Genomic DNA, 24,870 nt, shown 5'->3' with positions numbered 1-24,870 from the left:
GCCTACCTACCAGACAGCCGCGCCGCCAGGATCCGAGCGCGGGCGAGCTGGACGTTGCGCGCCTGGCCGGCGGCGAACCCGGCCAGGAGCCATGGCGCCGTCAGGTCGAGCCGATCGCTCATCCGCGTGCCGGTGCCGTCCGGCTCAAGGTCGAAGCGGTAGGCCATGCGAATGCGTCCCGGGCTCCGCACCTCGCCGTGGACGGACAGCCCGTCGGTGTGCAGGGCCACGTCGATCGCGTTGTCGTAGGTGAAGATCCGCAAAAATCGGAAACGCTCGACGGCCCTGTACCGGATCACGCCGGCCTCCGAGCGGTCCACATCGCTGACGGAAACCACGAGAGGGGACAGCCCGATGTAGCTCTCTGGAGTCGTCAGGTGCTCGAACACCTTCTCCGGTGTGGCGTCCACGTGGAATTCGTGGGTCAGCACGCTGCTCGACACCTGGCCTCCCGTACCTGCGAGTTCTGTCCGAGAATTGTGGTCAGATTTCTTACCGCCGGGAAGCGCGGAATGATCACGAACGCCGCCTGAGATGATCGGCATGATCACTGTCACTCCGGCATCCCAGGAGCACCCTTGTCCAAGCGTCGTGGCTTAACCCTGTCGGCAGCCCTCACCGCGCTGCTCGTGTGCGTCGCCATTCCCGGTGCGGCAGCGGAACAGCAGTCCGAGGATCCGACATATCCGGGGCCGGTCTATAGGACGGTCACGGACAAGAGCGGGCTGCTGTCCCTGCAGACCAATGGGCGACCGGACGGGCGCGACATGGTCTTCCGGATCTCGGGAGCCGTCTACGCCAACATCGAGGGCAACGCCTACGACCCGCAGCTGCGCCACGGCCAGAAACTGTTCAACATCGAGGGCTACAACATCCGGCGGCTGTACCGGGTGCCCGGCACCACGCAGCTCTACCAGCTCTCCCGCGAGATCGTCTTCTACACCGACCCCGCCGACCCCACGAAGATCCTGCGGGAGTGGAAGAACCCGATCGACCAGCGCACCTACCCCGTCGTCCCGATCAACAACGACACGGTGAACTTCGGCCCGTTCAACGTCACCTCCTCCTACGTCGGCCCGCCCCTGCGGGAGATGCACGACGAGACGGAGTGGACCAGCGACATCCCGGTACGCACCGACTTCGGGGCCACGTTGGGCGAGCGGTTCGGCCTGGTGAACGGCGTCTACGCGGCTCAGGAGATGTTCGACTTCTACGTCGACGATCGCGAGGTCGCGGCCCGTACGGTCGCGGGCAGCGTCCCCAGGGGCGCGATGGACACCAAGATCAGCTGGGCCAGGACGAGCCCGTGGGCGCCGTTCATGTGCCTGCCGGAGACCAGTGTCCGCGGCCAGCTCACCTACCACGCCCGCAGCTGGTCGCTGGATTCCTACCTGGACGTCGAGCCGTGGCTGCGCGCGGAGATCGACACCGCCTACCCGCTCTTCAAGGCCGCTCCCACCGCGCCCGGCCCGAGCGAGAACTCCTGGAGCTCCTTCTACAACAAGCAGCTGGGCAAGGGCGCCACCACGTGGTCCGGCTGGTGCGCCGCCAACGGAAAGGGCTGACCTTCCGGGAGCCGCATTGCACTCTGGCAACACCCCGGCACAGGGTGTCTGCGCCTTGGGTTCGATGCCCCAACAGCCTCGTGGGACGGAATAGGCTCATGCGTGCAGTCGGGCCGGGGCGCAAGGTTAGGGGAACGGGTGAGCAAGTCCTTCGTACATCTGCACGTCCACACTGAGTACAGCATGCTTGACGGGGCGGCGAAGATGAAGCCGCTGTTCAAGGAGGCCGCCCGCCTCGAGATGCCGGCGATCGCGATGTCCGATCACGGCAACATGTTCGGGGCCTACGAGTTCCAGAAGGTGGCCAAGGACAGCCCCGTCAAGCCCATCATCGGCATCGAGGCCTACGTGGCGCCGGAGAACCGGTTCGTGAAGAAGCCGGTCTTCTGGGGGTCGCGAGCCGAGACCGGTGTGGCGGACGGCGAAGGCGGCAAGGACGTCTCCGGCGGTGGCCGGTTCACCCACATGACCATGTGGGCCAAGGACGCGAACGGACTGCGCAATCTGTTCAAGCTGTCGTCCTTGGCCTCGTTCGAGGGCTACTACTCCAAGCCCCGGATGGACCAGGACCTGGTCTCCCAATACGCCAACGGCATCATCGCCACCACCGGCTGCCCGTCCGGTGCGGTGCAGACCCGGATCCGGCTCGGCCAGTACGACGAGGCGGTCAGGGTCGCCGGCGAATACCAGGAGATCTTCGGCAAGGAGAACTACTTCCTGGAGCTGATGGACCACGGCATCGACATCGAGCGGGACGTCCGGGCCGACCTGCTGCGGCTGGCCAAGCAGCTCAACATCCCGCTGCTGGTCACCAACGACAGCCACTATGTGACCGAGGACCAGGCCGACGCGCACGACAGCCTCCTGTGCGTCGGCGTGGGCAAGAACAAGGACGACCCCAACCGGTTCCGGTTCAACGGGTCGGGCTACTACCTCAAGAGCGCTGACGAGATGCGCAGGCTGTTCGCCGACCTGCCCGAAGGGTGCGACAACACGCTGCTCGTGGCCGAGATGGTCGGCGACTACAGCGACGTGTTCGCCTACGTGGACCGGATGCCCCAATACCCGGACGTCCCCGAGGGCGAGACACAGGAGTCCTGGCTGCGCAAGGAGGTCGAACGCGGCCTGGAGATGCGTTACGGCACCCCGGTCCCCGCCGAGGTCACGGAGCGGTACGAGACCGAGATGAAGGTCATCGGCCCGCTCGGCTTCTCCTCCTACTTCCTGGTCGTCGCCGACATCTGCCGGCACGCCCGCGACAACGGCATCGCGGTGGGCCCCGGCCGTGGTAGCGCCACCGGCTCGATCGTCGCCTACGCGACGCGCATCACCGAGCTCGACCCGCTGGAGCACGGCCTGCTGTTCGAGCGGTTCCTCAACCCCGAGCGCATCAGCCCGCCCGACATCGACCTCGACTTCGACGACCGCCAGCGCGACCGCATGGTCCAGTACGTGACCCAGAAGTACGGCAGCGAGGCCACCGCCCAGGTCAACACCTTCGGCACGATCAAGGCGAAGGCCGCCGTCAAGGACGCCTCCCGCATCCTCGGCTACCCCTTCGTGATGGGCGACAAGATCACCAAGGCGATGCCCCCGGACGTCATGGGCAAGGGCGTCCCGCTCGCGGACATGTTCAACGAGAGTCACCCCCGTTACGTCGAAGGCGCCGAGATCCGCGCCCTGTACGACAACGACCAGGACGTGCGCAAGGTGATCGACACCGGCCGCGGCATCGAGGGCCTGATCCGCGGTACGGGCGTGCACGCGGCGGCGGTCATCCTGTCCTCGGCGCCGCTGCTGGACCTGATCCCCATGCACATGCGGGACAAGGACAAGGTGATCATCACCGGGTTCGACTACCCGAGCTGTGAAGACATGGGCCTGATCAAGATGGACTTCTTGGGCCTGCGCAACCTGGGCATCATCGATCACGCCATCAAGATCATCAAGCAGAACCGGGGCGTGGAGCTCGACACGCTGACGCTGCCCCTCGATGACAAGACCACGTACCAGCTGCTGGCCCGCGGCGACACCCTGGGCGTCTTCCAGCTCGACGGCGGCCCGATGCGGCAGCTGCTGCGGCTGATGGAGCCCACCCGGTTCGAGGACATCGCCGCAGTGCTCGCCCTCTACCGGCCGGGCCCGATGGCCGCCAACGCGCACACCAACTACGCGCACCGCAAGAACGCCCGCCAGGACATCGAGCCCATCCACCCCGAGCTCAAGGAAGCGCTCGAACCCATCCTCGGTCCCACCTTCCACCTGCTCGTCTACCAGGAGCAGATCATGGCCGTGGCCCGGGAGCTGGCCGGCTACACGCTGGGCGGCGCCGACCTGCTGCGCCGGGCCATGGGCAAGAAGAAGAAGGAGATCCTGGACGCCGAGTACGCCAACTTCCAGGCGGGCATGCGCGCCAACAAGTACAGCGACGAGGCGATCCAGGCGCTCTGGGACGTCATGCTGCCGTTCTCCGGATACGCCTTCAACAAGTCCCACACCGCCGGATACGGTCTGGTCGCTTACTGGACCGCCTACCTGAAGGCCAACTACCCGGCCGAGTACATGGCCGCCCTGCTGACCTCGGTCGGTGACGACAAGGACAAGGCCGGCGTCTACCTGGCCGAATGCCGCAAGATGGGCATCCAGGTCCTGCCGCCGGACGTGAACGACAGCCAGCTCGACTTCGTCGCCGTCGGTGACACCCAGGTGCGGTTCGGGATGGGCGCGGTCCGTAACGTCGGGGAGAACGTGGTGGAGGGCATCGTCAAGGCCCGCGCCGAGAAGGGCCGCTACGAGCACTTCAACGACTTCCTCAGCAAGGTGCCGTTGACGGCCTGCAACAAGCGAGTCATCGAATCGCTGATCAAGGCGGGCGCGTTCGACTCGCTCGACCACCAGCGCAAGGCGCTGCTCATGGTGCACGAGCAGGCGGTCGATTCGGTCATCGACATCAAGAAGAACGAGGCCCACGGCCAGGACTCCCTGTTCGGCGGCCCGAGCGACGACGAGGGTGAGGCGGCGTTCTCCGTACAGATCCCCGACATGGAGTGGGACAAGAAGACGCTGCTGGACTTCGAGCGGGAGATGCTCGGCCTGTACGTGTCGGACCACCCGTTGGCGGGCACGGAGCGGCTGCTGGCCCGCAACCGCGACACCACCATCGCCGAACTGCTCGAAAGCGGCCGTGACGACCGCGGCGACGTACGGGTGTGCGGCCTCATCACCAAGGTCGACAAGCGGGTCAACAAGGCCGGCAACGTGTGGGCGATCGTCACCGTCGAGGACATGGACGCGGCCATCGAGTGCCTGTTCTTCCCCAAGAGCTACGAGCTGTACGCCCCGGAGCTGCGCGGCGACGTCGTGGTGTCGGTCGGCGGCCAGATCAACAACCGGGACGGCGCCATCAGCGTCTTCGCGCAAGATCTCACCCCGCTCGACGTGTCCGGCATCACCAGCGACTCCGGGCATCCCGTCACCATCCAGGTCCGCGAGGAACGCCTCACGCAGCAAGTCGTGGAAGAGCTCCGTAACGTGCTGAAGCTGCACCAGGGCAGCGTGCCGCTGCGGATCAACGTGCAGCGGCTGAGCGGGAAGACCCTGGTGTGCGCTCTGCCGGAGTTCTCGGTCAACGCCGAGCCCAGCTTCGCCGCGGACGTGAAGCAGTTGTTCGGGCCGGAAGCCATCATGCTGTGATCGAGGTCGTCTCGACCGCGGAGCCACTCACGTGCCCGCGCTGCGACGGCGAAGCGCTGTTGTCGGCGCGGGTACCGTACGGCTGGGCCAACGCCGGCGGAGGGTGGGTGCACGGCCGTACCGGGGTCGTGCTCTGCCCGGCCTGCGACGAGGACACGCCGCACGCGGCACCGCTGATCACGTGGTTCCACGTCCACGGCAAGGCCGACCATGGGGACGAGGAACTCGCACGGCTGCTGGCGGCGTGGGCCCGGAACGTGTCGGTGTCCCGCTTGGACGAGCAGGCGCTGGAAGCCGAGATAGGCCGGTGGCGGCGCGGCGACCTGTAGCGTCATTCGGACGCGCGCCGCATGATCTCCTCTTCGGTGAGCGGGTCGGCGGGATGGTGGCTCAGGCACTGGGGTGTGCGGATCAGCAGTTCGGAGATGCCCTCGCTCGCGGTGTAGAACTGTCCGGTGTCGAGCCGTCCGACCCGGTCGGCTCGACCACCGCGGGCTCGCGCCAGCGTCTGGACCACAGAGATCTGGGTGGGGCTGTTCATCCGGCCGATGAACTGGGTGGTGGCGTTGCCGGCGATCTGGTTGTGCAGCCCGCGGGGCGCCTGGGTGGCGAAGACGAGGCCGAGACCGTACTTGCGGGCCTGCGACGCGAGAGTAAGAGTGCTGGCCAGCGCCTCGGTCTTGGGCGTCGCCGGTACGAGGGCCTGCGCCTCGTCCATCACGTACAGGCCGTTCAGGGGGCGGCCCCGAGCCGGGTTCCGCTTGATCCAGGAGAACAGGGCCATCTGGAGTTGGTTGACGAATCCCGGCTTCGTGTCATCGCTCAGGCCGATGAAGCTGATGACCGAGACGCGGGCCCGTTTGCCCGCCGACGGTGTGAGCAGTTGACCGGGGTCCGCCGGCTCGCCGTCGCCGGCGAAGAGCGGGTCGTTGATCGTCGCGGCGGTCAGGAGTTGTCCCAGCTCGGCGGCGATCTGGTCCGCCCGGTCGATCCGGCTGACTTGGAAGGGCAGCGCGGCGAGCATGCCGAGGAAGGCGGGGAAGTCGCCACCGCCCATGCGCGCGAAGTGTTCCAGCGCCTGGCGGAGCACGGCCTTCCCCTTGCTGGCCTTGGCAGTCGCTCCGTCGACGTTGGCTCGGCGGGCGAGCGCCGCGACGGCCAGGCCGAGCGCGGAGTCCAGTTCGTCACGGTCATCCGCGACGGCCGCGAAGTCCGGCAGCGGCTGGAAGCTCAGCGGACGTCCGCGAGAGCGTCCCGGGGTCCAGACCACGACTTCCGTTTCGGCGAGGTAGCGGGCCGCCTTGTCCGCGTCGTCGGCGCCCCATCCGAGAGGCGGGGTGGGCCAGGGATCGCCGAGCCGGGCGAGGTCGTTGTTGGAGTCGAGCACGATCGAGGACACCCCGTGCAGGGCGCACTCTTCCACCAGCCGTCGCAGGAACACGGTCTTTCCGGAGCCGGATCCCGCGAAGACAGCGGTGTGGCGAGCCAGCGTGCTCAGCTTCAGTTCGAGGTCGGCGCCGGTGTCCAGTCGCTTGCCGACCGGGATCACAGCGACGGCGGGACCGTCTGAGGCCCCTCGAAACGCTGTCGCTTTCCGTTCGGATTCCTTGGCCGGCGGGGCCGCGTCGGGGAGCAGGTTGCCGAGAAGTTCGGTACCGCTCGCCGGGCGGTGGCGACGCAGCGTCCGACCACGCGTGGTTCCGCAGCACGACGAAATACCGGTCGGGCGTCTGCGGGCCGAGCCCCGACGACTCGATGCCCTCGGTCAGCCGTTTGAGCGCCGCGTTCGGATGCCGTGCGCCGATCATCCGGAACGTCCAGTGCCGCTGTTCCTCCGAGTCGGGATCCAGCGCTTGGCGCAGCCTCGCGTGGAGGCTCGGCCGCCGGCCCGGCGGCGGATCGACGGAGAAGGCGCGGCCCGCCTCGCCCTGCTCCGTGATCCAGGCGATGAGGCCGGCGGCGAGCAGTGGAGGAACGAGTTCGTCCTCGCGGTCGGGATCGAACGCGTCCGATACCTCAGCCTGAGCGCGCAATTCGGCGAAGCGGGCATCGAGCCGGGTGAGGTCCGTCTTCGGTACGGCGAGGACCCGGGTCGCCTGGCCCGGGGCGTCCTGATCGAAGCGATCCAGCGGGCTCACCGTGCCCTCCGCTCGGCAGGCCTCGACATGTGCGCTGATGCGCCGGAGCAGAGCCCTCGGAGTGTGACCCGGCGCCGTCTCGAACGCGGTCGGGGCGATCGGCCAGACCGGGCTGGGCGGCGTGAAACCCGCGTTCGCGAAGGCCACCGCGAATCGCCGCTCGACCAGGCTCCGGGCGATCTCCGGGCGGGCGATCGTGGTGAGGATCAGCGACGTACGGAACCTGTCCTGCGCCGTCCCGATGGCTCGATCCTTGATCAGATTCCACGACGAGGGCAGGCAGGCCACAAGACAGAGCGCTCGTTGGGTGGCGTGCCGCAAGGCCATGAGGCCGCCCGCGATCTCGTCGATCACATCCTTGCGCTGGTTCGTGTCAAGAAGCACGGTGGCGTCCGTTCCCGCGGCCGGACGGGAGTGCTCGAGGATCGCGTCGATCTGATCCACCGCGATGACGCTGGGGCCGGTCAGCGCGAGGATCATCGACAGCTCGACCGCGATCGCCTGCCCGGGACGCCGCGCATCTGGGCGGGTGCCCCGTGGCTTCCCGACGCCTACTTGCACATATATGGTTATTGCAAGTTAGATGCATTAAGCGCTATAGAGGAGACAGACATGGGGGACTACACCCTTCCGGACATGCCCTACGACTACGCGGCGCTGGAGCCCGCGATCACCGGGGAGATCCTGGAGCTGCACCACGCCAAGCATCACGCCGCCTACGTCAAGGGCGCCAACGACACCCTGGAGAAGCTGGCCGAGGCCCGGGACAAGGGTGACTTCGGCGGGCTGGTCGGCTTGGAGAAGACCTTCGCCTTCAATCTGTCCGGCCACGTGCTGCACACGATCTTCTGGCAGAACCTGTCCCCGGACGGCGGCGACCGCCCCGACGGCGAGCTGGGCGCGGCCATCGACGAGCACTTCGGCTCCTTCGACGCCTTCGCCAAGCAGCTCACCACGGCCACCGCGAGCGTGCAGGGCTCGGGCTGGGGCGTGCTGGCCTGGGAGCCGCTGGGGCGTCGGCTGGTGGTCGAGCAGGTCTACGACCACCACGGTAACGTCGGCATGAACACCACCCCGTTGCTGGTCTTCGACGCCTGGGAGCACGCGTACTACCTGCAGTACCGCAACGTGCGCCCGGACTACGTCGAGAAGCTCTGGGACCTGATCAACTGGACCGACGTCATCGCCCGCTTCGAAGCGGTCCGCGGCGCCTGACCCATGACTGCGGCGCTCGCCCGCCAGCTTGGTCCAGCGAGTCGGGCGGGCGCCGCCTGCCATCGCAACGCTCCTGGGCGGTGACGCCAGGCCCAAAATGAAAGAATCACCTCATGGCAGAAGGTATCGCGACATTTCAGGCCACCACGGATGACGGAGACGTGGTGGGGGAGATCCACGCGGAGTCCTGGAAGGTGGCCTATGAAGGCTTCTTCGACCACGAGTACTTCACCGAAGCCGTACGGAGCCGGCGCGAGAAGTGGCACGCCACGCTCGCTGAAGAGTCAGGCACCATCCTGCTCGCCGCCCTGGCCGGACGGCCGCTGACCTTCTCCTACTTCGGTCCCTCGCCGACGCGGCCAGGAGATGCGGAGATCTTCGGCTTCTACAGCCACCCGGACGGCTGGGGCACCGGCAGCGCCGGCGCCCTGATCACTGCCTCGTTGACCAGGCTGCGCGAGGAGGGCTTCGGTGGGGTGCACCTGTGGACGCTGCGCGACACACCCCAGTCACGCCGCTTCTACGCCAAGAGCGGCTTCACCGAGTCGGGTGCGGTCCGCAAGCATGATTTCGGTGACGGCAATCCGATCGACCAGGTCGAGTACGAGCTGAGCTTCCGCTGATCCCGTAAGCGGTCCCCGAATGGCGGCTGCGGACGCTTGCCGGCGCCCTTGCGGGTCGCCAGGGGCCTGCAGCAGGGCGGCTCGGGGTCATCGCGCGTCGCCGGCGGTCTGGAGCAGGGCGGCCAGGTCGGCGGGTATGGGCATGGGCTGGGTCATGCCTACGGTGGCGCGGCCGGTGTTGCCCTCGGGATAGCGGCCCAGCGCGGAGCCGGGGGCGGCCACGATCATGCGGACCACCTGGCCGAGAGCTTCGCGTCGGTCGTGCTGGCGGATGGCGAGGGTGAACATGGCGAAGTGGTTGGCCGTGTGCGGCCAGGGCCAGGGCTGGGAGATGATGTGCGCCCGTTCCAGATGCCGCCAGCGGGCGCCCGGCTCGGTGGCGGTACGGGCGGCGCGCATCTCGGCGCGGTAGGCGGCCCGCACACGGGCGGGCATCGGGCGGCCGATCATCGGGGCTCCTCCTGGGTGGGTGTGCAGCAGCCATGGGCGCAGGCGTCGATTTCGGCGGCGTTGGTGGATGAGCTCATCGAGCCGGTGGGCGCGGAGCAACGGGCATCGTTGCGCGAAGCCTCGCGGCCTTCCACGGGCGCGGCGCGAGAGGTATCGCCGCGCCGAGCTTCGTGGCCTTCCACAGGTACGGCGCAGCAGGTGTCGCCGTGCCAAGCCTCGCGGCCTTCTTTGACTGCCACAGCGGCGATGACCAGGGCGGTGATCGGGTCGGCCCAGGACCAGCCGAACAGGCTGTTGAGCGCCAGCCCCACGAGCAGCGCGCCGGACAGGTAGGTGCACAGCAGGGTCTGCTTGGAGTCGGCCACCGCCGAGGTGGAGCCGAGCTCACGGCCGGCGCGGCGCTGTGCCGCCGACAGGAACGGCATGATCGCCAGACTGAGCGCGGCCAGGATCAGCCCGGGCGTGGAATGTTCGGCCTGTCCGGCGCCAAGCAGGGCGCGTACCGCATCGAAGGTGACATAGGCGGCCAGCGCGAAGAAGGAGATCGCGATGACGCGCAGCGCGGTCCGTTCCCGGCGCTCATGGTCGGTGGCGGAGAATTGCCAGGCCACCGCGGCGGCCGAGGCGACCTCGACCACGGAGTCGAGCCCGAAGCCGATCAGCGCGGCGGAGGAGGCGACGGCGCCGGCGGTAATGGCCACCGCGGCCTCGATCACGTTGTAGGTGATGGTCGCCGCGACCAGTAACCGGATCCGGCGCTGCAGCAAGGCGCGCCGCTCGGGAGCCGGCCGGAGGCCAGGCAGGTTCGCCGTGCTCACGACCTCGACGCCTCCCCGGTCACGGCCTGTCCGGCCACCGTCTCCCCAGCCACCGGTTCGGCGTCTCCGCCACAATCGCCGTCGGCGTCCCTGCCGCTACCCCTGCCCTCATCCCCGTCGGCGCGCTCGGCGCCGTAGACGGGGCATAGGGCGACCGCGTGGCCGGTGGCGGCCAGCAGTTGCTCGGCTGAGGCCAGCAGGTCCATCAGCTCCGGTCGGGTCAGGGAGTAGAACGACTGCCGGCCTTCGGTGCGGTAATCGACCAGCCCGCAGTCGCGCAGGCAGGCCAGGTGCTTGGACACAGTGGACTGGGCCAGCTCCAGTTGAGCGGTCAGGTCCACCACTCGCGCCTCGCCGCGGGCCAGGCGCTGCACGATGCGCAGCCGGGTCTCATCGGCCAGAGAATGGAACAGCGCCGCCGCAGGGGAGATGCCGGCGGCGATATCGGCACTCACACATCTGCCGCCATCGGGGCCAGCGCTCACGCATCTGTCATCATCGTTATTGATCGCCATATGGCGATGATAGCCCGATTTGGGGATGGATGGGTTTGCGGGTCCAGGACTGTGACGATCAGGGCCTGCATCGATCAGGGGCTTGCGTCGACCACGGCTTGCGTCGATTACGGCTTGCGTTGGTCACGCCTCTCTGCGGGCGATGTCGCGCAGTGCGGCCGCGAGCCGGTCCACATCGTCGGCGGAGGTGAACAGAGCTGGGGTGACGCGTACGGCGGCGCCGCCGGTCATCCCGGTGCGGGCGACGGTGAAGATCCGGTGCCGGGTCATGAGCTCGTCGGCGATGGCCAGGTTGTCGGCTTCAGAGGTACGGCGGCGCAGCCGGAAGGCGGTGATGGCGCCGTACATGTCGGGCTCGTCCGGAGTGAGGATCTGCACGGTGGTGAGGTCGCGCAGTTGATGGACCCAGCGATCGCGCAGGAACCGCAGCCGGGCCTGCTTGACCTCGGCGCCGAGAGTGTCGTGGAAGTCCAGGGCGGTGTCGGCGGTGAGGAAGGGGGCGACGTTCATGGTGCCGGAGTGCACGCGGGAGCGGATGTCGGTGGCCGGGTAGGTCTCATCGGCGTAGAGGGGGTCGATGTCGGCCAGGCGCTGGGCGCGGATGTAGAGGAATCCGGCCCCAAGCGGCACGTTCATCCACTTGTGCAGGGAGAAGGCGGCGAAGTCGGCGTCGAAGTCGGGCAGGGTGAAGTCGAGCTGCCCCCAGGAGTGGGCGGCGTCGACGATGACGTCCACGCCGTGCCGGCGGGCCATGGCGACGATCTGGCGTACCGGCGTGACCAGGCCGGTGCGGTTGTTCATGTGGCTGAGCAGCAGCAGTTTCGCCTTCGGGTGTTCATGCAGCGCGCGTTCGTAGACCTCAAGCACCGCCTCACGGGTAGGGGGCTCGGGGATGGCGATCCGCGTGAGGTGGACGCCGCGCCGGGCTTGGAGCCAGTTCATCGCGTACTGGGCGCTGTGGTAATCCAGGTCGGCGTACATGATGACGTCGCCCGGGCGCAGGCGGCGGTAGCCGGAGATCAGGCTCTGCAGCGCCTCGGTGCCGCCCCGGGTCAGTGCGATCTCGTTCCTGGTGACGCCGAGCAGAGTGGCGATGCGGTCGCGGATCTGGTCGGCTCGCGGCTTGTAGGCGGTACGCAGCAGGTGGGAGCTGCGCTCGTTGAGCTGGTCGAGGTTGCGATGGTACGCCAGCCGGACCGGGTCGGGCATGATGCCGTAGTAGCCGTTCTCCAGGTTGATGAAGTCGGCGCTCACCTGGAACTGGCGGGCGACGGCGGCCCAGAAGCGCTCGTCCTGGGCCAGTTGCTCAGGGGTCAGGCCGCCGCCGGGCACCGTCAGCGACTCGGTCAGGGTCGGACGAGTCACGGCCGGGTCCGAAGGCGGCACGGCCGGGGCTGGGGGCGGCACAGCTGGGGCGGGGCGGGCTGCGGGTGAGGCTGCGCGGGTCGCGGCACCGGCGGCCAGCGCGCCGAGCCCGGCGACGATCCGGCGTCGGGACAGGGTCATGAGGGACTCCACCTGATAACAGCGCGATTCACGCGGCGCACGAATGTCCACGGTAAATCGCGGTACGGAGAAATGGCCGTACGGTAGGACGCTCTTTCGCCCGTGTCGATGAGCGGGCCATCGACGCGCCCGTGAAACCGGATGACGGCACGAGCTTTACCGGAAGCATTGCTATCGCGGGGCGCGTCCGGCTGCCTTTCGGGCACTATCACCGGTGATGCTCGCGACACGAACGCTCCGTTCGCGCCGACCCGCCGCCCGCGGCGCCGGCCGGCTGCTGACGCATGCGATGTTCGCGATCGCCTTGGTCGTCAGTGTGGTGTTCGCCCATGGCGGCGCGTGCGCGGCCGTGGAGCTGTCGGAGCGGGTCGTCCACAGCGCTCAGCCGGCGGGCGGCGGGGTCTCTCCGGCCGCGCACGGCGTCCGCTGCCTGCATCGTGACCTGCCGGTGGGGCATGTGCACGGAACCGAGCAGGGCTGCTCGGCCACCAACCCCACCGGCGCGCCGCTCTTGCTGATCGGACCGGCGGTCGTGCTGCCCGGCCCGGCGCAACCGCGGATCGCCGTGGCCGCTTCGGCGCCGACCGGCATCGGCCGGGTGGCCAGCCCTGATCGGGAAAGCGTGATGCGCGTATAGGCCAGGACTGCGTCTGCTTTCGTCGTCCATTGCCCGCCCAAGTTCGCGGTCGTCTCGCCATGCCGTGAATTTCGCGTATTCTTCAGGGATTTCATCGATGTCATCACAAGCAATGTTCGCGCGCCCGCAAGAGGTTTCGCCGGCCGCCTATTCCACTCTGTCCCTCACGGTCGGCAATACGCCGCTGGCGTTCATTTCCGAGCCGTTCGTACCGGGGGGAGGGGGATTCTGGGCCAAGCTCGAAGGCTTCAACCCGGGCGGCATCAAGGACCGGCCCGCCCTGCACATGGTGCGCCAGGCCCGAGCCCGGGGAGAGCTCGCACCGGGCGCGACGATCATCGAATCGACCAGCGGCACCCTGGGGCTCGGCCTGGCTCTGGCCGGCATCGTGTTCGGCCACCCGGTCGTGCTGGTGGGCGACGTCGGCATGGAGCCGTTGATGTGCCGGCTGCTCACCTCCTACGGCGTCCGGCTGGAGATCGTCACCGAACCGCACCCGGTCGGCGGCTGGCAGCAGGCCCGCCGGGAGCGGGTACATCGCCTGCTCGCCGACCTTCCCGGCTCCTACTGTCCCGACCAGTACAACAACCCCGACAACGTCGACGCCTACGCCGGGCTCGCCCACGAACTGCTGGCCCAGCTGCCGAACATCGACGTGCTGGTGTGCTCGGTCGGCACCGGCGGGCACAGCGCGGGCATCTCCGAGGTGCTGCGCCGCCACTTCCCGCACCTGAGACTGATCGGCGTCGACACGGTCGGCTCCACCATCTTCGGCCAGCCCGCCCGGCCCCGGCTGATGCGCGGCCTGGGCTCCAGCATCCACCCGCGTAACGTCGCCTACGACGCCTTCAGCGAGGTGCACTGGGTCAGCGCCGCCGAAGCGGCCTGGGCGTGCCGCGCCCTGGCCGCCCGGCACTACATCTCGGGTGGCTGGAGCACCGGCGCGGTCACTCTGGTATCCCGCTGGCTGGCACGCACCACCCCCGGCCAGACCATCGTCGCGATCTTCCCCGACGGTCCGTGGCGATACTGGAACACCATCTTCGACGACGAGTACTGCCAGCGGCACGGCCTGCTCGACACGACCCCGGCGGAGGAACCGGACCTCCTGCCGGCGCCGAGCGAGCGGGAGGTGCACCGCTGGACCCGTTGCACCCACGTGATGGACCCGCTGGCAGGAACGCGATGAGCGGCACGCTGCGGCAGTTCCGATCCTTCGACCGGCCGATCCAGCTGCTGCAGATCAACCAGGCGGGCATCAACCTCGGCTTTTACATGCTCATGCCCTACCTCGCCCAGCACCTGTCGGCCGCCGCGGGACTGGCGGCCTGGACCATCGGGCTGGTCCTGGGCCTGCGGAACTTCAGCCAGCAGGGCATGTTCCTGATCGGCGGCACCCTGGCCGACCGGCTTGGCTACAAGCCGATGATCATGGCCGGGTGCGCGCTGCGTACGATCGGATTCGCCCTGTTCGGGCTGACCACCTCGCTGCCCTGGCTGCTCGCGGCAGCCGCCGTGACCGGGTTCGCCGGGGCGCTGTTCAACCCGGCGGCCCGCGCCTACCTGGCCGTCGAGGCCGGCGAGCGCAAGGTGGCGGCCTTCGCCGTGTTCAACGTGTTCTACCAGGCGGGCATCCTGCTCGGCCCACTGGCCGGCATCGCCCTGATGAGCGTCGGCTTCCCGGCCGTGTGCCTGTCCGCGGCGGCGATCTTCGCGGTGCTGACCGTTCTGCAGGGCGCGTGCCTTCCGGCCCGGCGCCCTCCGGCTGCCGAGCACCAGCCGGTGCTGCGTGAGTGGCGCGCGGCGTTCGGGAACCGGGCGTTCGTCTCCTTCGCCGCGGCGATGATCGCCTCGTACGCGCTGTCGTACCAGATGTACCTGGCCCTGCCGCTGCAGGTGCAGCGCTTCGGCGGCGGTCAGACAGGGGTGATGGCGCTGTACGCCCTGTCCGCGCTGCTCGGCATCGCCGGGCAGGTGCACCTGACCACCTGGTGTGCGGCGCGCTGGAGTCGCGGCCAGGCGATCAGCCGGGGCCTGGCGCTCATGGGCATCGCCTTCCTGCCGCAGGCCGTGGCGGCGCACCTGCCGCTGGCGCCGGTGTGGGCGATGCTGCCCGTGCTCGCCTGCACTCTTCTGCTCACCCTCGGTACGCTGATGGCCTTCCCATTCGAGATGGCCACCATCGCCGACATGGCGGGCGATAGGCTGATCGGCACCTATTACGGGATCTACAACCTGGCCTCGGGTGTGGGCATCCTGACCGGCAATTTGGTCGCCGGCGCCCTGCTCGACGCGGCTCGTACGACGCGGCTGGCCGCTCTGCCCTGGCTGCTGCTGGCCGTCGCCGGGCTCACTTCCGCGGCCGCCGTCAGACGGCTGGACCGGCGTGACCGGCTCACCCCCGTCGGCCGGATGGCCACCGCCACCTGACCAGGGGCGTCGTCTCAGAGGCCGGGTGGCCAGCGCCACCTGATCAGCGGCGCCGTCTCAGAGGAGGGAGGCCAGGGCGCGGGCGGTGATGCCGATGCCGACGAGCAGGACGAGTGCTGCGGTGATCGTCGCCGTGTACGGGCGTAGCCTGTTCAGCCGGTTCGTCAGGGTGAGGTTGGCCAGGCGGCGGACGGTGAGGGCCGCGGCGAGCAGGGTCAGGGCCATGCCCAGCCCGTAACAGACGACCGTGACGATCCCGAACACCGTGCGCCCGAGCGCCATCGCCCCCAGCAGCACCACCAGGGCCGACGGGCTCGGCACCAGCCCGCCCGCGACCCCCAGCCCGACCACGCCCCGCCCCGACGAAGCGAAATGCCCGTGCCCGTGCCCATGTCCCTGCGCAGGTCCGTGTCCGTGCGCGTGTCCGTCCGCGGCCCCGTGCTGGCTCGCGGGTCGTACGACGGCTGAGCGGAGCAAGGCGGTGCCGATCGCCGCGATGAGCAGCCCGCTGATCACCCCGAGCCAGCCCAGCACCGTCTCCCCGGCGATCGAGGCGGAGACCGACAGCAGCACGCCCAGCACGATCACCCCGGCCGTGTGCGTCAGCGTCACCGTCGCGGCCACGGCGAACGCGTCACGCGGGCCGCCGTCGCGCCCGGCCAGGTACGCGGCCATGACGGTTTTGCCGTGGCCGGGCAGCGCGGCATGGACGGCACCCAGGACCAGCGACACGAGCAGGGCCAGCAGCCCGAGCGGGACCGTCAGCCGGTCGGACCCGACCAGGCTGTTGAGGCGGTCGGCCAGCAGAGCGGTGTAGCGGGTGAGCACGTCCGCACCGGGAACGCGGGCCGGTGCGCCGAGGCCGCCACTGCCCGGCTCCACCGTGAAGCGGGCCTGGCGGACGTCGAGCGGGGAGCTGAGCAGGTCCGCCGGGTACGCGTGCAGCTCACCGGACACACTGCGAGTGGGCACGCTGGACGCGCTGAGCCGGACACCGGAGCCGGACGCCGTGATCTCCCGCCAGCCGACGGCCCCGCCACGGTATGGGTTGGCGAACGTCAGAGTGACCGGCCGCTCAACGCGTAGCGGGGCGGCCAGGCGGCAGGTGAGCCTGCTGGTGGGCAGCCCGGCGGCGCCGGGGCGGTAGGCGAAGGCCGCGCTGGTGACACGCCAGGCCAGCGGTTGTTCCCCGACCTGTCCGCGCACCGCGCCGGCCAGCTCCCCACAGGCGCGCGCCGCGTAGGCGTCGGGCGGCCCGGAGGCGCCCTGGCGCTGCTGCAGGGTGGGGATCTCGGCGCTGTCGATGATCGCCGTGTCCTCGATCCGGTCGAGGAACACGCTCAGGCCGTCGTAGTGGTTGACGCTCATATTCCCCAGCGGGTGCGCGCCCAGGATCACGGCGGCGGCGGCGAGCACACCGATCACGCCGCGCCCCCCAGTTCCGCGCGGGCCTTTGGCGGGCCGTCCGGCGAGAAGTACGGGTTGATGGACAGTGCCCTGGTCAGCTCGGCGTGAGCAGCAGAGGTCCGACCGAGGGCGCGGGAGATCTCTCCTCGGTGGTAGGCGAACAGCGCGTTACGCCCCCCGAGCCGGTCGGCGTAAGCCGCATACCGGGCGGCCTCGGTGTGGCGCCCGGCCTGGTGCAGGGCCCAGCCGAGTGCGTCGGCCACGTCCACGCTGCGCCGCCGCCCCCACTCAGCCCGCAGCTCCCGCACGGCGACGGCCGGTGAGCCGTGGTCCGCCTCGTACCGGCCGACGGCGAGGGAGTCCGATACGCCGTTCGCCGCCTGCAGCCTGACCTGCGCGCGAAACACCGCGTACAGCCGCCGAGCCCCATCCCGATCCCCGAGGTGCTGGAGCAGTTCGCCGTACTCCACGACGAAGGAGGGACTCCGCGTGACGGCGTCGGCGTAGTCGCGTCGCGCGTCGGCGAGGCGCCCCAGCGCGGCCTCGGCGCGGGCCTTGGCGGCGAGGGAGGGGGTGTGCGAGGGGTCGGCGGCCAACGCCTCGGTGTAGGCGGACAGGGCGGCGCGCGGGTCGCCATCGCTCCAGGCGAGCTCTCCGAGTTGCCACACGCAGAAGGCGTAGTCGGCGGGATCGGAGGCGATGTCGCGGGCCCGTTCCAGGGCCTCGCGCGCACGGGCGGTCTGTCCGCGCAGGTGGAACAGGTGCGCGGCGCGGGTGAAGGAGACCAGGTCCGGACGGCCGTCGAGCAGGTGGCGGAGCACTTGGTCGGCCTTGGCGTACTGGCCGAGCTCCACGTACGCGTCGGTGAGCACGGCGTACAGCGGCCATCGGTACGGCGCGGCACTGCGCGCCCGGGTGCCCCAGCGCAGCGCGAGAGCGAAGTCGTGGCGGGCGTTGGCCAGGGCGCCCATCCCGATCATGGCGTCGATGTGGGGCAGGGACCGCCGCAACGCCCCCTCCGCCTTGCCGTAGAAGGCGGGGTCGCCGGTGCGGCGGGCCTGCTCCAGGTACGCGCCGCCGAGGTCGGCCCAGGTCCGCGTGTCGCCGGGGTAGCGGCGCAGATGGTCCTGGGCCTGATCGATGAACGCGGCCGGTTCGTACGCCGTACGCCGCGGCGGGGTGGGCGGCGGTTCGTCCCGGCGGAGCCAGGCGCCGGGGGTGAACCAGGCCAGCAGGGCGCAGCCCAGGAGCACGCAGCCCAGCAGCGGGAGCGCTTTCCGTACGCGTCTCATCAGTCCTCGTTCGGTCAGGGCGATCTGCCGGTCTAGTGCACCGGCAGGGCGACGTACGGGAAGCTGCCGGTGATGGGTGCGGTGAGGTAGACCGGGTTGTTCTCGTCGATCAGACCGGGCGCGCCGGGTCCCGCCGGTTCGCCCAGGAGCATCCGGAGGTTGACGGTGACCACGTCGTCGGTCAGGCGGCGGCCGTTGGGATAGCCCTGCTTGTCGCCTTTGAGGTAGCCGTACTTGTGCGGTTTGGCAGTGACAGGAGTGCTCATGTTGAGCCGCAACTGCTCCGTGGACGTGAAGCCCGAAGCGTCCCGGTTGAGCAGTTGCGAGTTGAGGTCATCCTTCAGCGGGCCGCCCCGCTTGGTGGTCAGGCCGGTGAGGTAGATCTCCTCCAGGTCCGCGCGCGGCGGGGCCGGCGCCTTGACCCCGGCCTGCCGCTCGACGGTTCTGGCCTGCTCCGGGTCCCGGGTGGACTCGACGACCAGGCCGCTGCCGGCGTCGTCCTGCGGGCGCATGCCGTTGAAGCGGTCGCGCGAGGCGAACGGAATGAGCACCTCGTTGAAGTTGGGGTTGCCCAGCCGTGACACCTGCTTGTACTCGCCGTTCAGTGACTTGCGGGCGGCCGTGGTCCAGACGCCGACGACCGGGTTGGCCGTGGGGTCGCCGCCCAGGGCCAGCTCGGATTTGGGCACCTGGATGGCGAGCGAGTCGACGTTCATCGGCACGCCGGTGGCGATCGGCGGGAACGGTATGCCGAACCTGAGCAGGTTCACCGCCTTGTTGTCGCTGAAGAAGGGATCGGCGGCCTGCCCGGTGAAGACCTTCCCGCCGCCGGGCAGGTCGAGTACGGCCTTCTGGCGCAGTCCCTGGTAGCCGGGCGTGATCAGGATGCCCATGTCGGACGGGCCCACGTAGCCATCCCTGATCAGGGTCTGGTCGGGCCGGCCCGGCCGCAGCTTGGTCAGTGTGAAGCTCTGCTCCACCAGGGATTCGGGTCCGGCCGCCTGGTGTTCGCGCCGTAGCAACGAGGGCACCGGGAACCCCTTGTTGCGGAATGTCCAGCGGTAGGTGATGGCCGCCTTGCCGCTGCCGGTGTTGTCGATGTGCAGGTCGTATTGGACGTTGGTGTCGAACTGGTAGGGCTTGTAGGGGATCTGGAAGGGGATGTAGTTCGCGACGATGGTCACCGTGTCGGGCTTGTCCGGGCTGGTGAAGGCGTACAGGTCGCTGGCGTCTATGACCTTGTCCTTGAACGTCCCCGGGGCGTCCCAGTGGCTGGTCGCCGTGACGGCGTTCATCGCCGGGCCGAGCAGCACGGCGCCGGCCAGCACGGTGGTGGCCAGCACGGTGGTGGCCAGCACGGTGGTGGAGGCGGCGGCGGCCATGAGCCATGGCCGTCTGCCGATGAGGTTCAGCATCATGTCCCTCGCTTCGCGGATGGTCTCGTACGCGGTTCAGGGCGGTCCGCGGCGACGAAGCCGTCGCCGCGGGTGCCGGACGGTTACGTCACACGTACTGGACGACCGCGTCGAGGTTGGCGAGGTAGTCGCCCGCGTTCAGGGTGATGCCGGTGATGTCCTTGACCGTGCTGCTGAGGTACGCGCTGACGTAGAACGGCCAGTACCTCGGCCCGACGCCGCCCTCCAGCGGACGGGGCGTGGCCACGGTCGGCAGGAACTCGTGCAGCTTGTACGTCGCCACGAGCTGCTCGCCCTGCTCGACCCCGTCGATCGCCACCCCGGCGTGAGCACCGTCAGCGCGCAGGTGGATGTCGTGAATCGTCACCTTGTGGCCGCTCTCGACATCGTTGAGGGTGAAGCCGCCCGGGTAGTACACGCCGTTGCACGGGTCGATGTGGTCCTGCTGCCAGCCGATCGGCATGTAGACGCCCTTGTTGCGGGGCTTGGCCTCGATCGGGGCGACTCCTTCCACCTTGACGCCCCGGTCATCGAGCAGTTGGACGACCTTCGGCCCGAAATCGAAGTTGGCGTGCCCCTTCGGGCCGAAGTACGGCAGCTTGAAGCAGACTGCGCTGAGCTGGTCCACGGGCGGACCGCCGGGGACCGCGGGCCTCGGGGGGAAGGGATTGGCGGCCGCGGACAGGGCCGGTGCCGCCAGGAGGATCGCGGCGACGAGTGCGGCGGTTCGAGCGACGAGAGGGAGAGCGCGCATGCTGTGCACCTTTCATCGTGCGGAGGGTATCCGGCCTTTGACCAGGCCAGATTCACTCACAGTAATCGATCAACCACGCACGGTAAAGGGCCGGTAAAAGAATCTTTCCCTAGCGACATTTGCCGCCATATGCGCTCATGATCCGCTGACACTGAACGGCGCGAACCACTGACTGATCACCCGCACCTTTCCAGCCGAGGGAGGGATGACGGCGACATAAATGGCCCCGCTCTTCATGGTGAGCTTGGATTTGTAGAACGCGCCGCGACTCAGCGCCTTCCACCCGGGCTGCGACAGCCCCAATTCCGCGGCGCCGGGCCGGGCGGTGAAAGTGTCCTGCTCGCGCATGCCGTACCAGACCACGGCACCGCCGGCCGACGTCTTGAGGGCGAAGATCTCCGGTGCGAGCTGCGGCTGGTATTTCAAATTCCACTGGCCCTGCGCCTTTTGCCGGTCGCTCCGCAGGCCGGCCACGAGCTTGGTGGTGTAGTCGCCGGCCGCGAACAGCTGTTTGGCGTCCGCGTCCGCGCCGAGTGTGCTCATCAGGCGCGCGTGCGTCGTGGCCGCCTGCCGGGGTGAGACGGCGAGGCCGCCGCGCTCGTCCACGTTCAGCGCGGTGGCGTAGCCGTTGCCGTCCTTGGCGATGGCGGGTGGCTGCGCCGCGGAGGCGGAGACCACGCGCCACCCGTCGGTGGTCTGCTGGAAGATGAGTTGCGTCCAGTTCGACCCGGTTTTGTACTCGGCCAGGAACCAGTCGCCGCTCGCCGGGATCGCGAACCGGGACTTGTCGACTCCGGCGCGGCCTTTCCGGCGCTCGCCGAGCAGCGCGTCCATCCGGGCGTCGGCGGTGGTCAGCTGCAGCGAGAGCCCGGCTTCCGCGGCCTCCCAGCCCTTGCCTTTCGAACTCGCCTGCTTGGCCAGGCGTTCGTACCGGTCGAGAATGCTCTTGGCCTCGGAAGGGGAGACCGATGCGCCGGCCGGCAGCGGATTCGCGGTCGCGCCGCCCGCGAACGCCGGCGCTGCCGGTTCACCGCCGCCATTGCACGCGGCGACACCGGAAAGCGCGAGGACAATGACTGAATGGCGGATCCTCATGGCAAGTCTCCGGAAAGTCGATTGCCACGAAGTACGCAGTGACCCCCGATCCAGGTTCACCGCTATTCCCAATCGGCAGGTTCACCGGGAATTGCCGCGCGGATTCGACGAAGTGCGCCGGGTGAACGTGGGCAACAGCCCCCGGGGCAGGAAAAGGACGACGAGGATGAGGACGAGCGCGTAGACCGCGTACGACAGCACACTCGGCGCGTACGTCGGCATCCCCGGCAGGTTCGCGACCCTGTCCAGCCCCTGCACGAGCAGCGTGATCGCGGTGGCCCCGACCACGGCTCCCCAGACCGTGCCCAGGCCGCCGACGACGGCCATGACGATGTACTGGATCGAGATGAGCACCGGGAACGACCCCGGCGCGACGTACCCGGTGTAGAAGCAGTAGATGCCGCCCGCCAGACCGGCGAAGGCGGCCGACAGCGCGAACACGACGAGCTTGTAGCGGCCGACCGGGATCCCGGCGGAGGCGGCGGCGGTCTCGCTGGTGGCCAGGGCGCGCAGTGCCCGGCCGGGCCGGGAGGCGATCACGTTGTGCGTCACGAGCATCACCAGGGCCAGGCCCGCCCACGTCAGGTAGGCGTACGCGGACGCGCTCTCCGCCTCGACCGAGCCGATGCCGAACCGGGGGATGGCCTGCAGCCCGATGTCGCCCCCGGTGAAGTCCAGCTGCCCGGCCAGGGAGAGCAGGATCAGCTGCATGGCCAGCGTGGCGAAGGCCAGGTGGTGGCCGCGCAGCCGCAACAGCGGCGTACCGATCACGAGGGCGAACGCCGCCGCCGCGACGGGCGCGGCGATCAGCCCGGCCAGGGGAGGGACGCCGCTCAGCGCGAGCAGGGCGGCGGTGTAGGCGCCGATGGCGTAGAAGGCGCCCTGACCCAGGGAGACCTGCCCGGCGTACCCCATCAGCAGCGAGACCCCGACCGTGACCATGGCCGCCAGGCCGAGCAGGATGTACACGGCCAGCGAGCTGTCGTCCAGCACGGCGGGCAGGACGAGCGTGACGGCGGCGATCAGCAGCCCGGCGGCCGCCCGCTTCACACTGTCTCCTGGTGAATCGTCGATCGGCGGCTCGCCTGTACGACCATGACGACGAGCATGAGACCCAGGGCGACCTCCAGCTGGTGAGACCCGTAGCCGTACCCCGCCGCCATCGTCTCGGCGACGCCGAGCAGCAGCGCGCCGCCGAGCGCGACGCCGGGACGGGTGAGCGCGCCGAACACGGCGGCGGCGAAGCCGTTGACGATGAGCGTGACGTCGGTGTCGAACGAGATGGGCCGCAGCGGCGTGACCAGCACTCCGGCGATGCCGCCGAGCAGCCCGCCCAGGGCGAAGGCCAGCAGGCCCATCAGCCGGGTGTCGATGCCGATGACGCGGGCGGCGAACGGGTTGGAGGCGCACGCGGTCAGCGCCTTGCCCAGGTAGGTACGGCCGAAGAACAGGACGAGCAGGACGAACGTCGCCGCGGTGACGGCGATGACGAGCAGGTGCTGGGTCTGGACGTGGGCCCCGGCGATGGTCACCGAGCCGGCCAGGCCGGGGGCCGAGCGCGGCTGGTCACCCCACAGGACGATCTCGACGGCGTACGCGAGGACGCCCACGCCGAGCGTGACGATGAGCGACGACAGCGGGGTGGTGTCCCGCTTGCCGGTGGCGGCCAGGCCGGTCAGCAGGCCCGCCAGCGCGGCGACCAGGACGGCGGCGACCTCGCTGACCCCGTGGGGAACCCCGAGCCCCAGCAGCGAGGAGGTGCAGAGTCCGGCGACGACGGCGAAGGTGCCCTGGGCGAAGTTGACCACCCCGGTGACCCGGTAGATGGTGACCAGCCCGCTGGCGATGAGCGCGATCGCGCATCCGACGGCCAGGCCGTTGAGCAGGTAGCCGATGAACGCGCTCATGTGATCGCCCCGCCCAGGTACGCGCCGGCCACGCGCGGGTCGTCGGCCAGCTCGGCGCACTCGCCCTCGGCCACCACGCGCGCGGATTCCAAGACGTAGGCCCGCTGGCACAGCTCGAAGGCCAGCCGCGCGTTCTGCTCGATGAGCAGCACCGTCAGGCTATGCGTACGGTTGAGCTCGACCAGGTGTTCCGCCAGCTTGGCGGTGAGCAGGGGAGCGAGCCCCAGCGACAGCTCGTCGACCACGAGCACGTCGGGCCGCGCCATCAGCGCCTGGCCGAAGGCCACCATCTGCTGTTCGCCGCCCGACAGCACGCCCGCTCGCCTGCCGGACAGTTCGGCCAGCTGGGGTATCAGCTGGTAGACGAACGAGGGGTCGCGCTGCCGGGAGCGCCAGCCGCCGAGGGCGAGATTGTCGGCGACCGACAAATCCGGAAACACCTGGCGGCCCTCGGGGATGAGCGCCAGCCTGCCATCGATGCGCACGGTCCCGGAGGCCGGAGTGAGCAGGCCCGCCAGGGTGTTGGCCAGCGTCGACTTGCCCGCGCCGTTCGGGCCGAGCAGCGCGACCATCTCGCCGCGCCGTACCGAGAGCGTGACGTGATCGAGCGCGGTGGCCGCGCCGTACGAGACGACCAGGTCGCGGACGTCGATCATGAAGCCTGTCCGAGATAGGCGGCGAGGACGAGCGGGTCCGCGCGCACCTCGGCGGGCGACCCGTCCGCGATGACCCGCCCGAGGTCGAGGACCACGACGCGGTCGGCGAGCCGGGTCACGAAGGCGACGTCGTGCTCGATGAGCAGGATGGTCAGCCCGCTCGCGCGCAGCTCCTCGACCAGGGCGGCGAGCCGTTCGCGCTCGCCGCCGCGCAGCCCGGACGCGGGCTCGTCGAGCAGCAGCAGCCGGGGCCGCGCGCACAGGGCGCGGGCCAGCTGCAGCGCGCGCTGCTGGCCGATCGGGAGCTGGTCGGCGGGCCGGTCCGCCCATTCGGCCAGCCCCACCCGGTCGAGGGCGAGGTCAGCCTCGCGGGCGATCTCCCGCTCGTCGGCGCGATGCCGCGGCAGCCGCAGCGCCGCAGAGACGAACCCGGCCCGGGTACGGCTGTGCGTCCCGACCATGACGTTCTCCCTGACCGTCATGCCGCGGAACACCCGGGCGCCCTGGAAGACGATGGACATGCCGAGCCGGGCCCGGCTGTGGGGTGCCAGCCGCTCGACCCGGCGCCCGAGAAAGGCGATCTCGCCGCGGTCGGCGAGCAGGTGGCCGGTGATGAGGTTGAACAGCGTGGACTTGCCCGCGCCGTTGGGCCCGATGATCCCGCACACCTCGCCGTCCGCGACGCTCAGCGTGACGTCGTCGACGGCGTAGACGCCTCCGAAGGAGCGCGCTATCCCGGTGACCGCCAGCACCG

At 69.5% G+C, this 24,870-nt stretch carries 22 protein-coding genes and 1 pseudogene; 8 read left to right on the top strand and 15 right to left on the bottom strand.

Annotated features, from left to right (window positions below; genetic code table 11):
- Positions 1-2: 2 nt before the first annotated feature.
- Positions 3-431 carry an SRPBCC family protein gene (locus AB0B61_RS15315; RefSeq protein ID WP_358431981.1) on the bottom strand — a complete coding sequence of 143 codons (429 nt, stop codon included), beginning with the start codon at positions 429-431 and terminating at the stop codon, positions 3-5.
- A 147-nt stretch (positions 432-578) separates the two neighbouring features.
- Between AB0B61_RS15315 and AB0B61_RS15310 the strand changes: the two genes are divergently transcribed.
- The 3 genes from AB0B61_RS15310 (at position 579) to AB0B61_RS15300 (ending at position 5,587) form a co-directional block, all read left to right on the top strand.
- Positions 579-1,565 carry a DUF1838 family protein gene (locus AB0B61_RS15310; protein WP_358431980.1) on the top strand — a complete coding sequence of 329 codons (987 nt, stop codon included), beginning with the start codon at positions 579-581 and terminating at the stop codon, positions 1,563-1,565.
- Positions 1,566-1,703: 138 nt separating this feature from the next.
- Positions 1,704-5,258 (top strand): DNA polymerase III subunit alpha, encoded by a 3,555-nt coding sequence (gene dnaE / locus AB0B61_RS15305; protein WP_358431979.1) that lies wholly within the window; start codon positions 1,704-1,706, stop codon positions 5,256-5,258.
- The gene (locus tag AB0B61_RS15300; RefSeq protein ID WP_358431978.1) at positions 5,255-5,587 is read left to right on the top strand and encodes a DUF6300 family protein; all 333 of its coding nucleotides are present in this window, start codon (positions 5,255-5,257) and stop codon (positions 5,585-5,587) included. Before dnaE ends, AB0B61_RS15300 begins: the two co-directional genes overlap by 4 nt.
- A 2-nt stretch (positions 5,588-5,589) precedes the next feature.
- On the opposite strand, the gene AB0B61_RS15295 is transcribed toward AB0B61_RS15300, so the two are convergent.
- The gene (locus AB0B61_RS15295) at positions 5,590-6,807 is read right to left on the bottom strand and encodes a DUF87 domain-containing protein (RefSeq protein ID WP_358431977.1); all 1,218 of its coding nucleotides are present in this window, start codon (positions 6,805-6,807) and stop codon (positions 5,590-5,592) included.
- Between the two features lie 1,201 nt (positions 6,808-8,008).
- On the opposite strand from AB0B61_RS15295, the gene AB0B61_RS15290 reads away from it, so the two are divergent.
- Together AB0B61_RS15290 and AB0B61_RS15285 are read left to right on the top strand one after the other, a co-directional pair.
- Entirely contained in the window at positions 8,009-8,611 is a 603-nt protein-coding gene (locus AB0B61_RS15290) for a superoxide dismutase (protein WP_358431976.1), read from the top strand.
- A 113-nt stretch (positions 8,612-8,724) separates the two neighbouring features.
- A complete protein-coding gene (locus AB0B61_RS15285) occupies positions 8,725-9,234 on the top strand; it encodes a GNAT family N-acetyltransferase (RefSeq protein ID WP_358431975.1) in 510 nt (169 codons plus the stop codon).
- A gap of 87 nt (positions 9,235-9,321) precedes the next feature.
- Here AB0B61_RS15285 and AB0B61_RS15280 read toward each other — a convergent pair whose 3' ends face one another.
- From AB0B61_RS15280 to AB0B61_RS15265, 4 genes and pseudogenes are all read right to left on the bottom strand, one after another.
- On the bottom strand, positions 9,322-9,684 hold the full coding sequence (locus tag AB0B61_RS15280) for a DUF3703 domain-containing protein (protein ID WP_358431974.1): 363 nt from the start codon (positions 9,682-9,684) through the stop codon (positions 9,322-9,324).
- Entirely contained in the window at positions 9,681-10,502 is an 822-nt protein-coding gene (locus tag AB0B61_RS15275; protein WP_358431973.1) for a cation transporter, read from the bottom strand. The genes AB0B61_RS15280 and AB0B61_RS15275 overlap by 4 nt, the downstream gene beginning before the upstream one ends.
- A gap of 131 nt (positions 10,503-10,633) precedes the next feature.
- Positions 10,634-11,017 (bottom strand): annotated as a pseudogene (locus tag AB0B61_RS15270) (metalloregulator ArsR/SmtB family transcription factor); the annotation flags it as partial.
- A gap of 123 nt (positions 11,018-11,140) precedes the next feature.
- The gene (locus tag AB0B61_RS15265) at positions 11,141-12,523 is read right to left on the bottom strand and encodes an aminotransferase class V-fold PLP-dependent enzyme (protein WP_358431972.1); all 1,383 of its coding nucleotides are present in this window, start codon (positions 12,521-12,523) and stop codon (positions 11,141-11,143) included.
- Positions 12,524-12,740: 217 nt separating this feature from the next.
- Between AB0B61_RS15265 and AB0B61_RS15260 the strand changes: the two genes are divergently transcribed.
- The 3 genes from AB0B61_RS15260 to AB0B61_RS15250 all read left to right on the top strand — a co-directional run bounded on the left by AB0B61_RS15260 (position 12,741) and on the right by AB0B61_RS15250 (position 15,590).
- The gene (locus AB0B61_RS15260) at positions 12,741-13,160 is read left to right on the top strand and encodes a hypothetical protein (protein WP_358431971.1); all 420 of its coding nucleotides are present in this window, start codon (positions 12,741-12,743) and stop codon (positions 13,158-13,160) included.
- Positions 13,161-13,257: 97 nt separating this feature from the next.
- Positions 13,258-14,349, top strand: a complete 1,092-nt coding sequence (locus AB0B61_RS15255; protein WP_358431970.1) for a PLP-dependent cysteine synthase family protein — start codon at positions 13,258-13,260, stop codon at positions 14,347-14,349.
- Complete coding sequence (locus AB0B61_RS15250) at positions 14,346-15,590, top strand: MFS transporter (RefSeq protein ID WP_358431969.1); 1,245 nt, start codon at positions 14,346-14,348, stop codon at positions 15,588-15,590. The genes AB0B61_RS15255 and AB0B61_RS15250 overlap by 4 nt, the downstream gene beginning before the upstream one ends.
- 57 nt (positions 15,591-15,647) lie before the next feature.
- Here the strand turns inward: AB0B61_RS15250 and AB0B61_RS15245 are convergent, their stop codons facing one another.
- The 9 genes from AB0B61_RS15245 to AB0B61_RS15205 all read right to left on the bottom strand — a co-directional run bounded on the left by AB0B61_RS15245 (position 15,648) and on the right by AB0B61_RS15205 (position 24,868).
- Positions 15,648-17,015, bottom strand: a complete 1,368-nt coding sequence (locus tag AB0B61_RS15245) for a High-affinity nickel-transporter (RefSeq protein WP_358431968.1) — start codon at positions 17,013-17,015, stop codon at positions 15,648-15,650.
- Complete coding sequence (locus AB0B61_RS15240) at positions 17,012-18,289, bottom strand: hypothetical protein (RefSeq protein WP_358431967.1); 1,278 nt, start codon at positions 18,287-18,289, stop codon at positions 17,012-17,014. The genes AB0B61_RS15245 and AB0B61_RS15240 overlap by 4 nt, the downstream gene beginning before the upstream one ends.
- A 32-nt stretch (positions 18,290-18,321) precedes the next feature.
- On the bottom strand, positions 18,322-19,707 hold the full coding sequence (locus AB0B61_RS15235; protein ID WP_358431966.1) for a DUF4331 domain-containing protein: 1,386 nt from the start codon (positions 19,705-19,707) through the stop codon (positions 18,322-18,324).
- A gap of 85 nt (positions 19,708-19,792) precedes the next feature.
- Positions 19,793-20,458 carry a hypothetical protein gene (locus tag AB0B61_RS15230; protein ID WP_358431965.1) on the bottom strand — a complete coding sequence of 222 codons (666 nt, stop codon included), beginning with the start codon at positions 20,456-20,458 and terminating at the stop codon, positions 19,793-19,795.
- 135 nt (positions 20,459-20,593) lie between these two features.
- A complete protein-coding gene (locus AB0B61_RS15225) occupies positions 20,594-21,553 on the bottom strand; it encodes a hypothetical protein (RefSeq protein ID WP_358431964.1) in 960 nt (319 codons plus the stop codon).
- Positions 21,554-21,634: 81 nt separating this feature from the next.
- Positions 21,635-22,603: a branched-chain amino acid ABC transporter permease gene (locus AB0B61_RS15220; protein WP_358431963.1), complete on the bottom strand. Its 969-nt coding sequence runs from the start codon at positions 22,601-22,603 to the stop codon at positions 21,635-21,637.
- A complete protein-coding gene (locus AB0B61_RS15215; protein WP_357959742.1) occupies positions 22,600-23,460 on the bottom strand; it encodes a branched-chain amino acid ABC transporter permease in 861 nt (286 codons plus the stop codon). The genes AB0B61_RS15220 and AB0B61_RS15215 overlap by 4 nt, the downstream gene beginning before the upstream one ends.
- Complete coding sequence (locus AB0B61_RS15210) at positions 23,457-24,116, bottom strand: ABC transporter ATP-binding protein (RefSeq protein WP_358431962.1); 660 nt, start codon at positions 24,114-24,116, stop codon at positions 23,457-23,459. Before AB0B61_RS15210 ends, AB0B61_RS15215 begins: the two co-directional genes overlap by 4 nt.
- Complete coding sequence (locus AB0B61_RS15205; RefSeq protein ID WP_358431961.1) at positions 24,113-24,868, bottom strand: ABC transporter ATP-binding protein; 756 nt, start codon at positions 24,866-24,868, stop codon at positions 24,113-24,115. Before AB0B61_RS15205 ends, AB0B61_RS15210 begins: the two co-directional genes overlap by 4 nt.
- Between the last annotated feature and the right edge of the window lie 2 nt (positions 24,869-24,870).

It is taken from the genome of Nonomuraea sp. NPDC049158 (assembly GCF_040648335.1).
In the GTDB taxonomy this organism is placed as follows: domain Bacteria; phylum Actinomycetota; class Actinomycetes; order Streptosporangiales; family Streptosporangiaceae; genus Nonomuraea.
Note: the sequence above shows the minus strand (reverse complement) of the source record. Positions and strands in the feature narration are given on the sequence as shown.

Bases quoted from the DNA above. Each gene is read 5' to 3' on its own strand.
- AB0B61_RS15290 (WP_358431976.1), top strand. From the start codon at position 8,009: ATGGGGGACTACACCCTTCCGGACATGCCCTACGACTACGCGGCGCTG.
- AB0B61_RS15285 (WP_358431975.1), top strand. From the start codon at position 8,725: ATGGCAGAAGGTATCGCGACATTTCAGGCCACCACGGATGACGGAGAC.
- AB0B61_RS15280 (WP_358431974.1), bottom strand. From the start codon at position 9,684: ATGATCGGCCGCCCGATGCCCGCCCGTGTGCGGGCCGCCTACCGCGCC.
- AB0B61_RS15265 (WP_358431972.1), bottom strand. From the start codon at position 12,523: ATGACCCTGTCCCGACGCCGGATCGTCGCCGGGCTCGGCGCGCTGGCC.
- AB0B61_RS15260 (WP_358431971.1), top strand. From the start codon at position 12,741: ATGCTCGCGACACGAACGCTCCGTTCGCGCCGACCCGCCGCCCGCGGC.
- AB0B61_RS15255 (WP_358431970.1), top strand. From the start codon at position 13,258: ATGTCATCACAAGCAATGTTCGCGCGCCCGCAAGAGGTTTCGCCGGCC.
- AB0B61_RS15250 (WP_358431969.1), top strand. From the start codon at position 14,346: ATGAGCGGCACGCTGCGGCAGTTCCGATCCTTCGACCGGCCGATCCAG.
- AB0B61_RS15240 (WP_358431967.1), bottom strand. From the start codon at position 18,289: ATGAGACGCGTACGGAAAGCGCTCCCGCTGCTGGGCTGCGTGCTCCTG.
- AB0B61_RS15235 (WP_358431966.1), bottom strand. From the start codon at position 19,707: ATGATGCTGAACCTCATCGGCAGACGGCCATGGCTCATGGCCGCCGCC.
- AB0B61_RS15230 (WP_358431965.1), bottom strand. From the start codon at position 20,458: ATGCGCGCTCTCCCTCTCGTCGCTCGAACCGCCGCACTCGTCGCCGCG.
- AB0B61_RS15225 (WP_358431964.1), bottom strand. From the start codon at position 21,553: ATGAGGATCCGCCATTCAGTCATTGTCCTCGCGCTTTCCGGTGTCGCC.
- AB0B61_RS15215 (WP_357959742.1), bottom strand. From the start codon at position 23,460: ATGAGCGCGTTCATCGGCTACCTGCTCAACGGCCTGGCCGTCGGATGC.
- AB0B61_RS15210 (WP_358431962.1), bottom strand. From the start codon at position 24,116: ATGATCGACGTCCGCGACCTGGTCGTCTCGTACGGCGCGGCCACCGCG.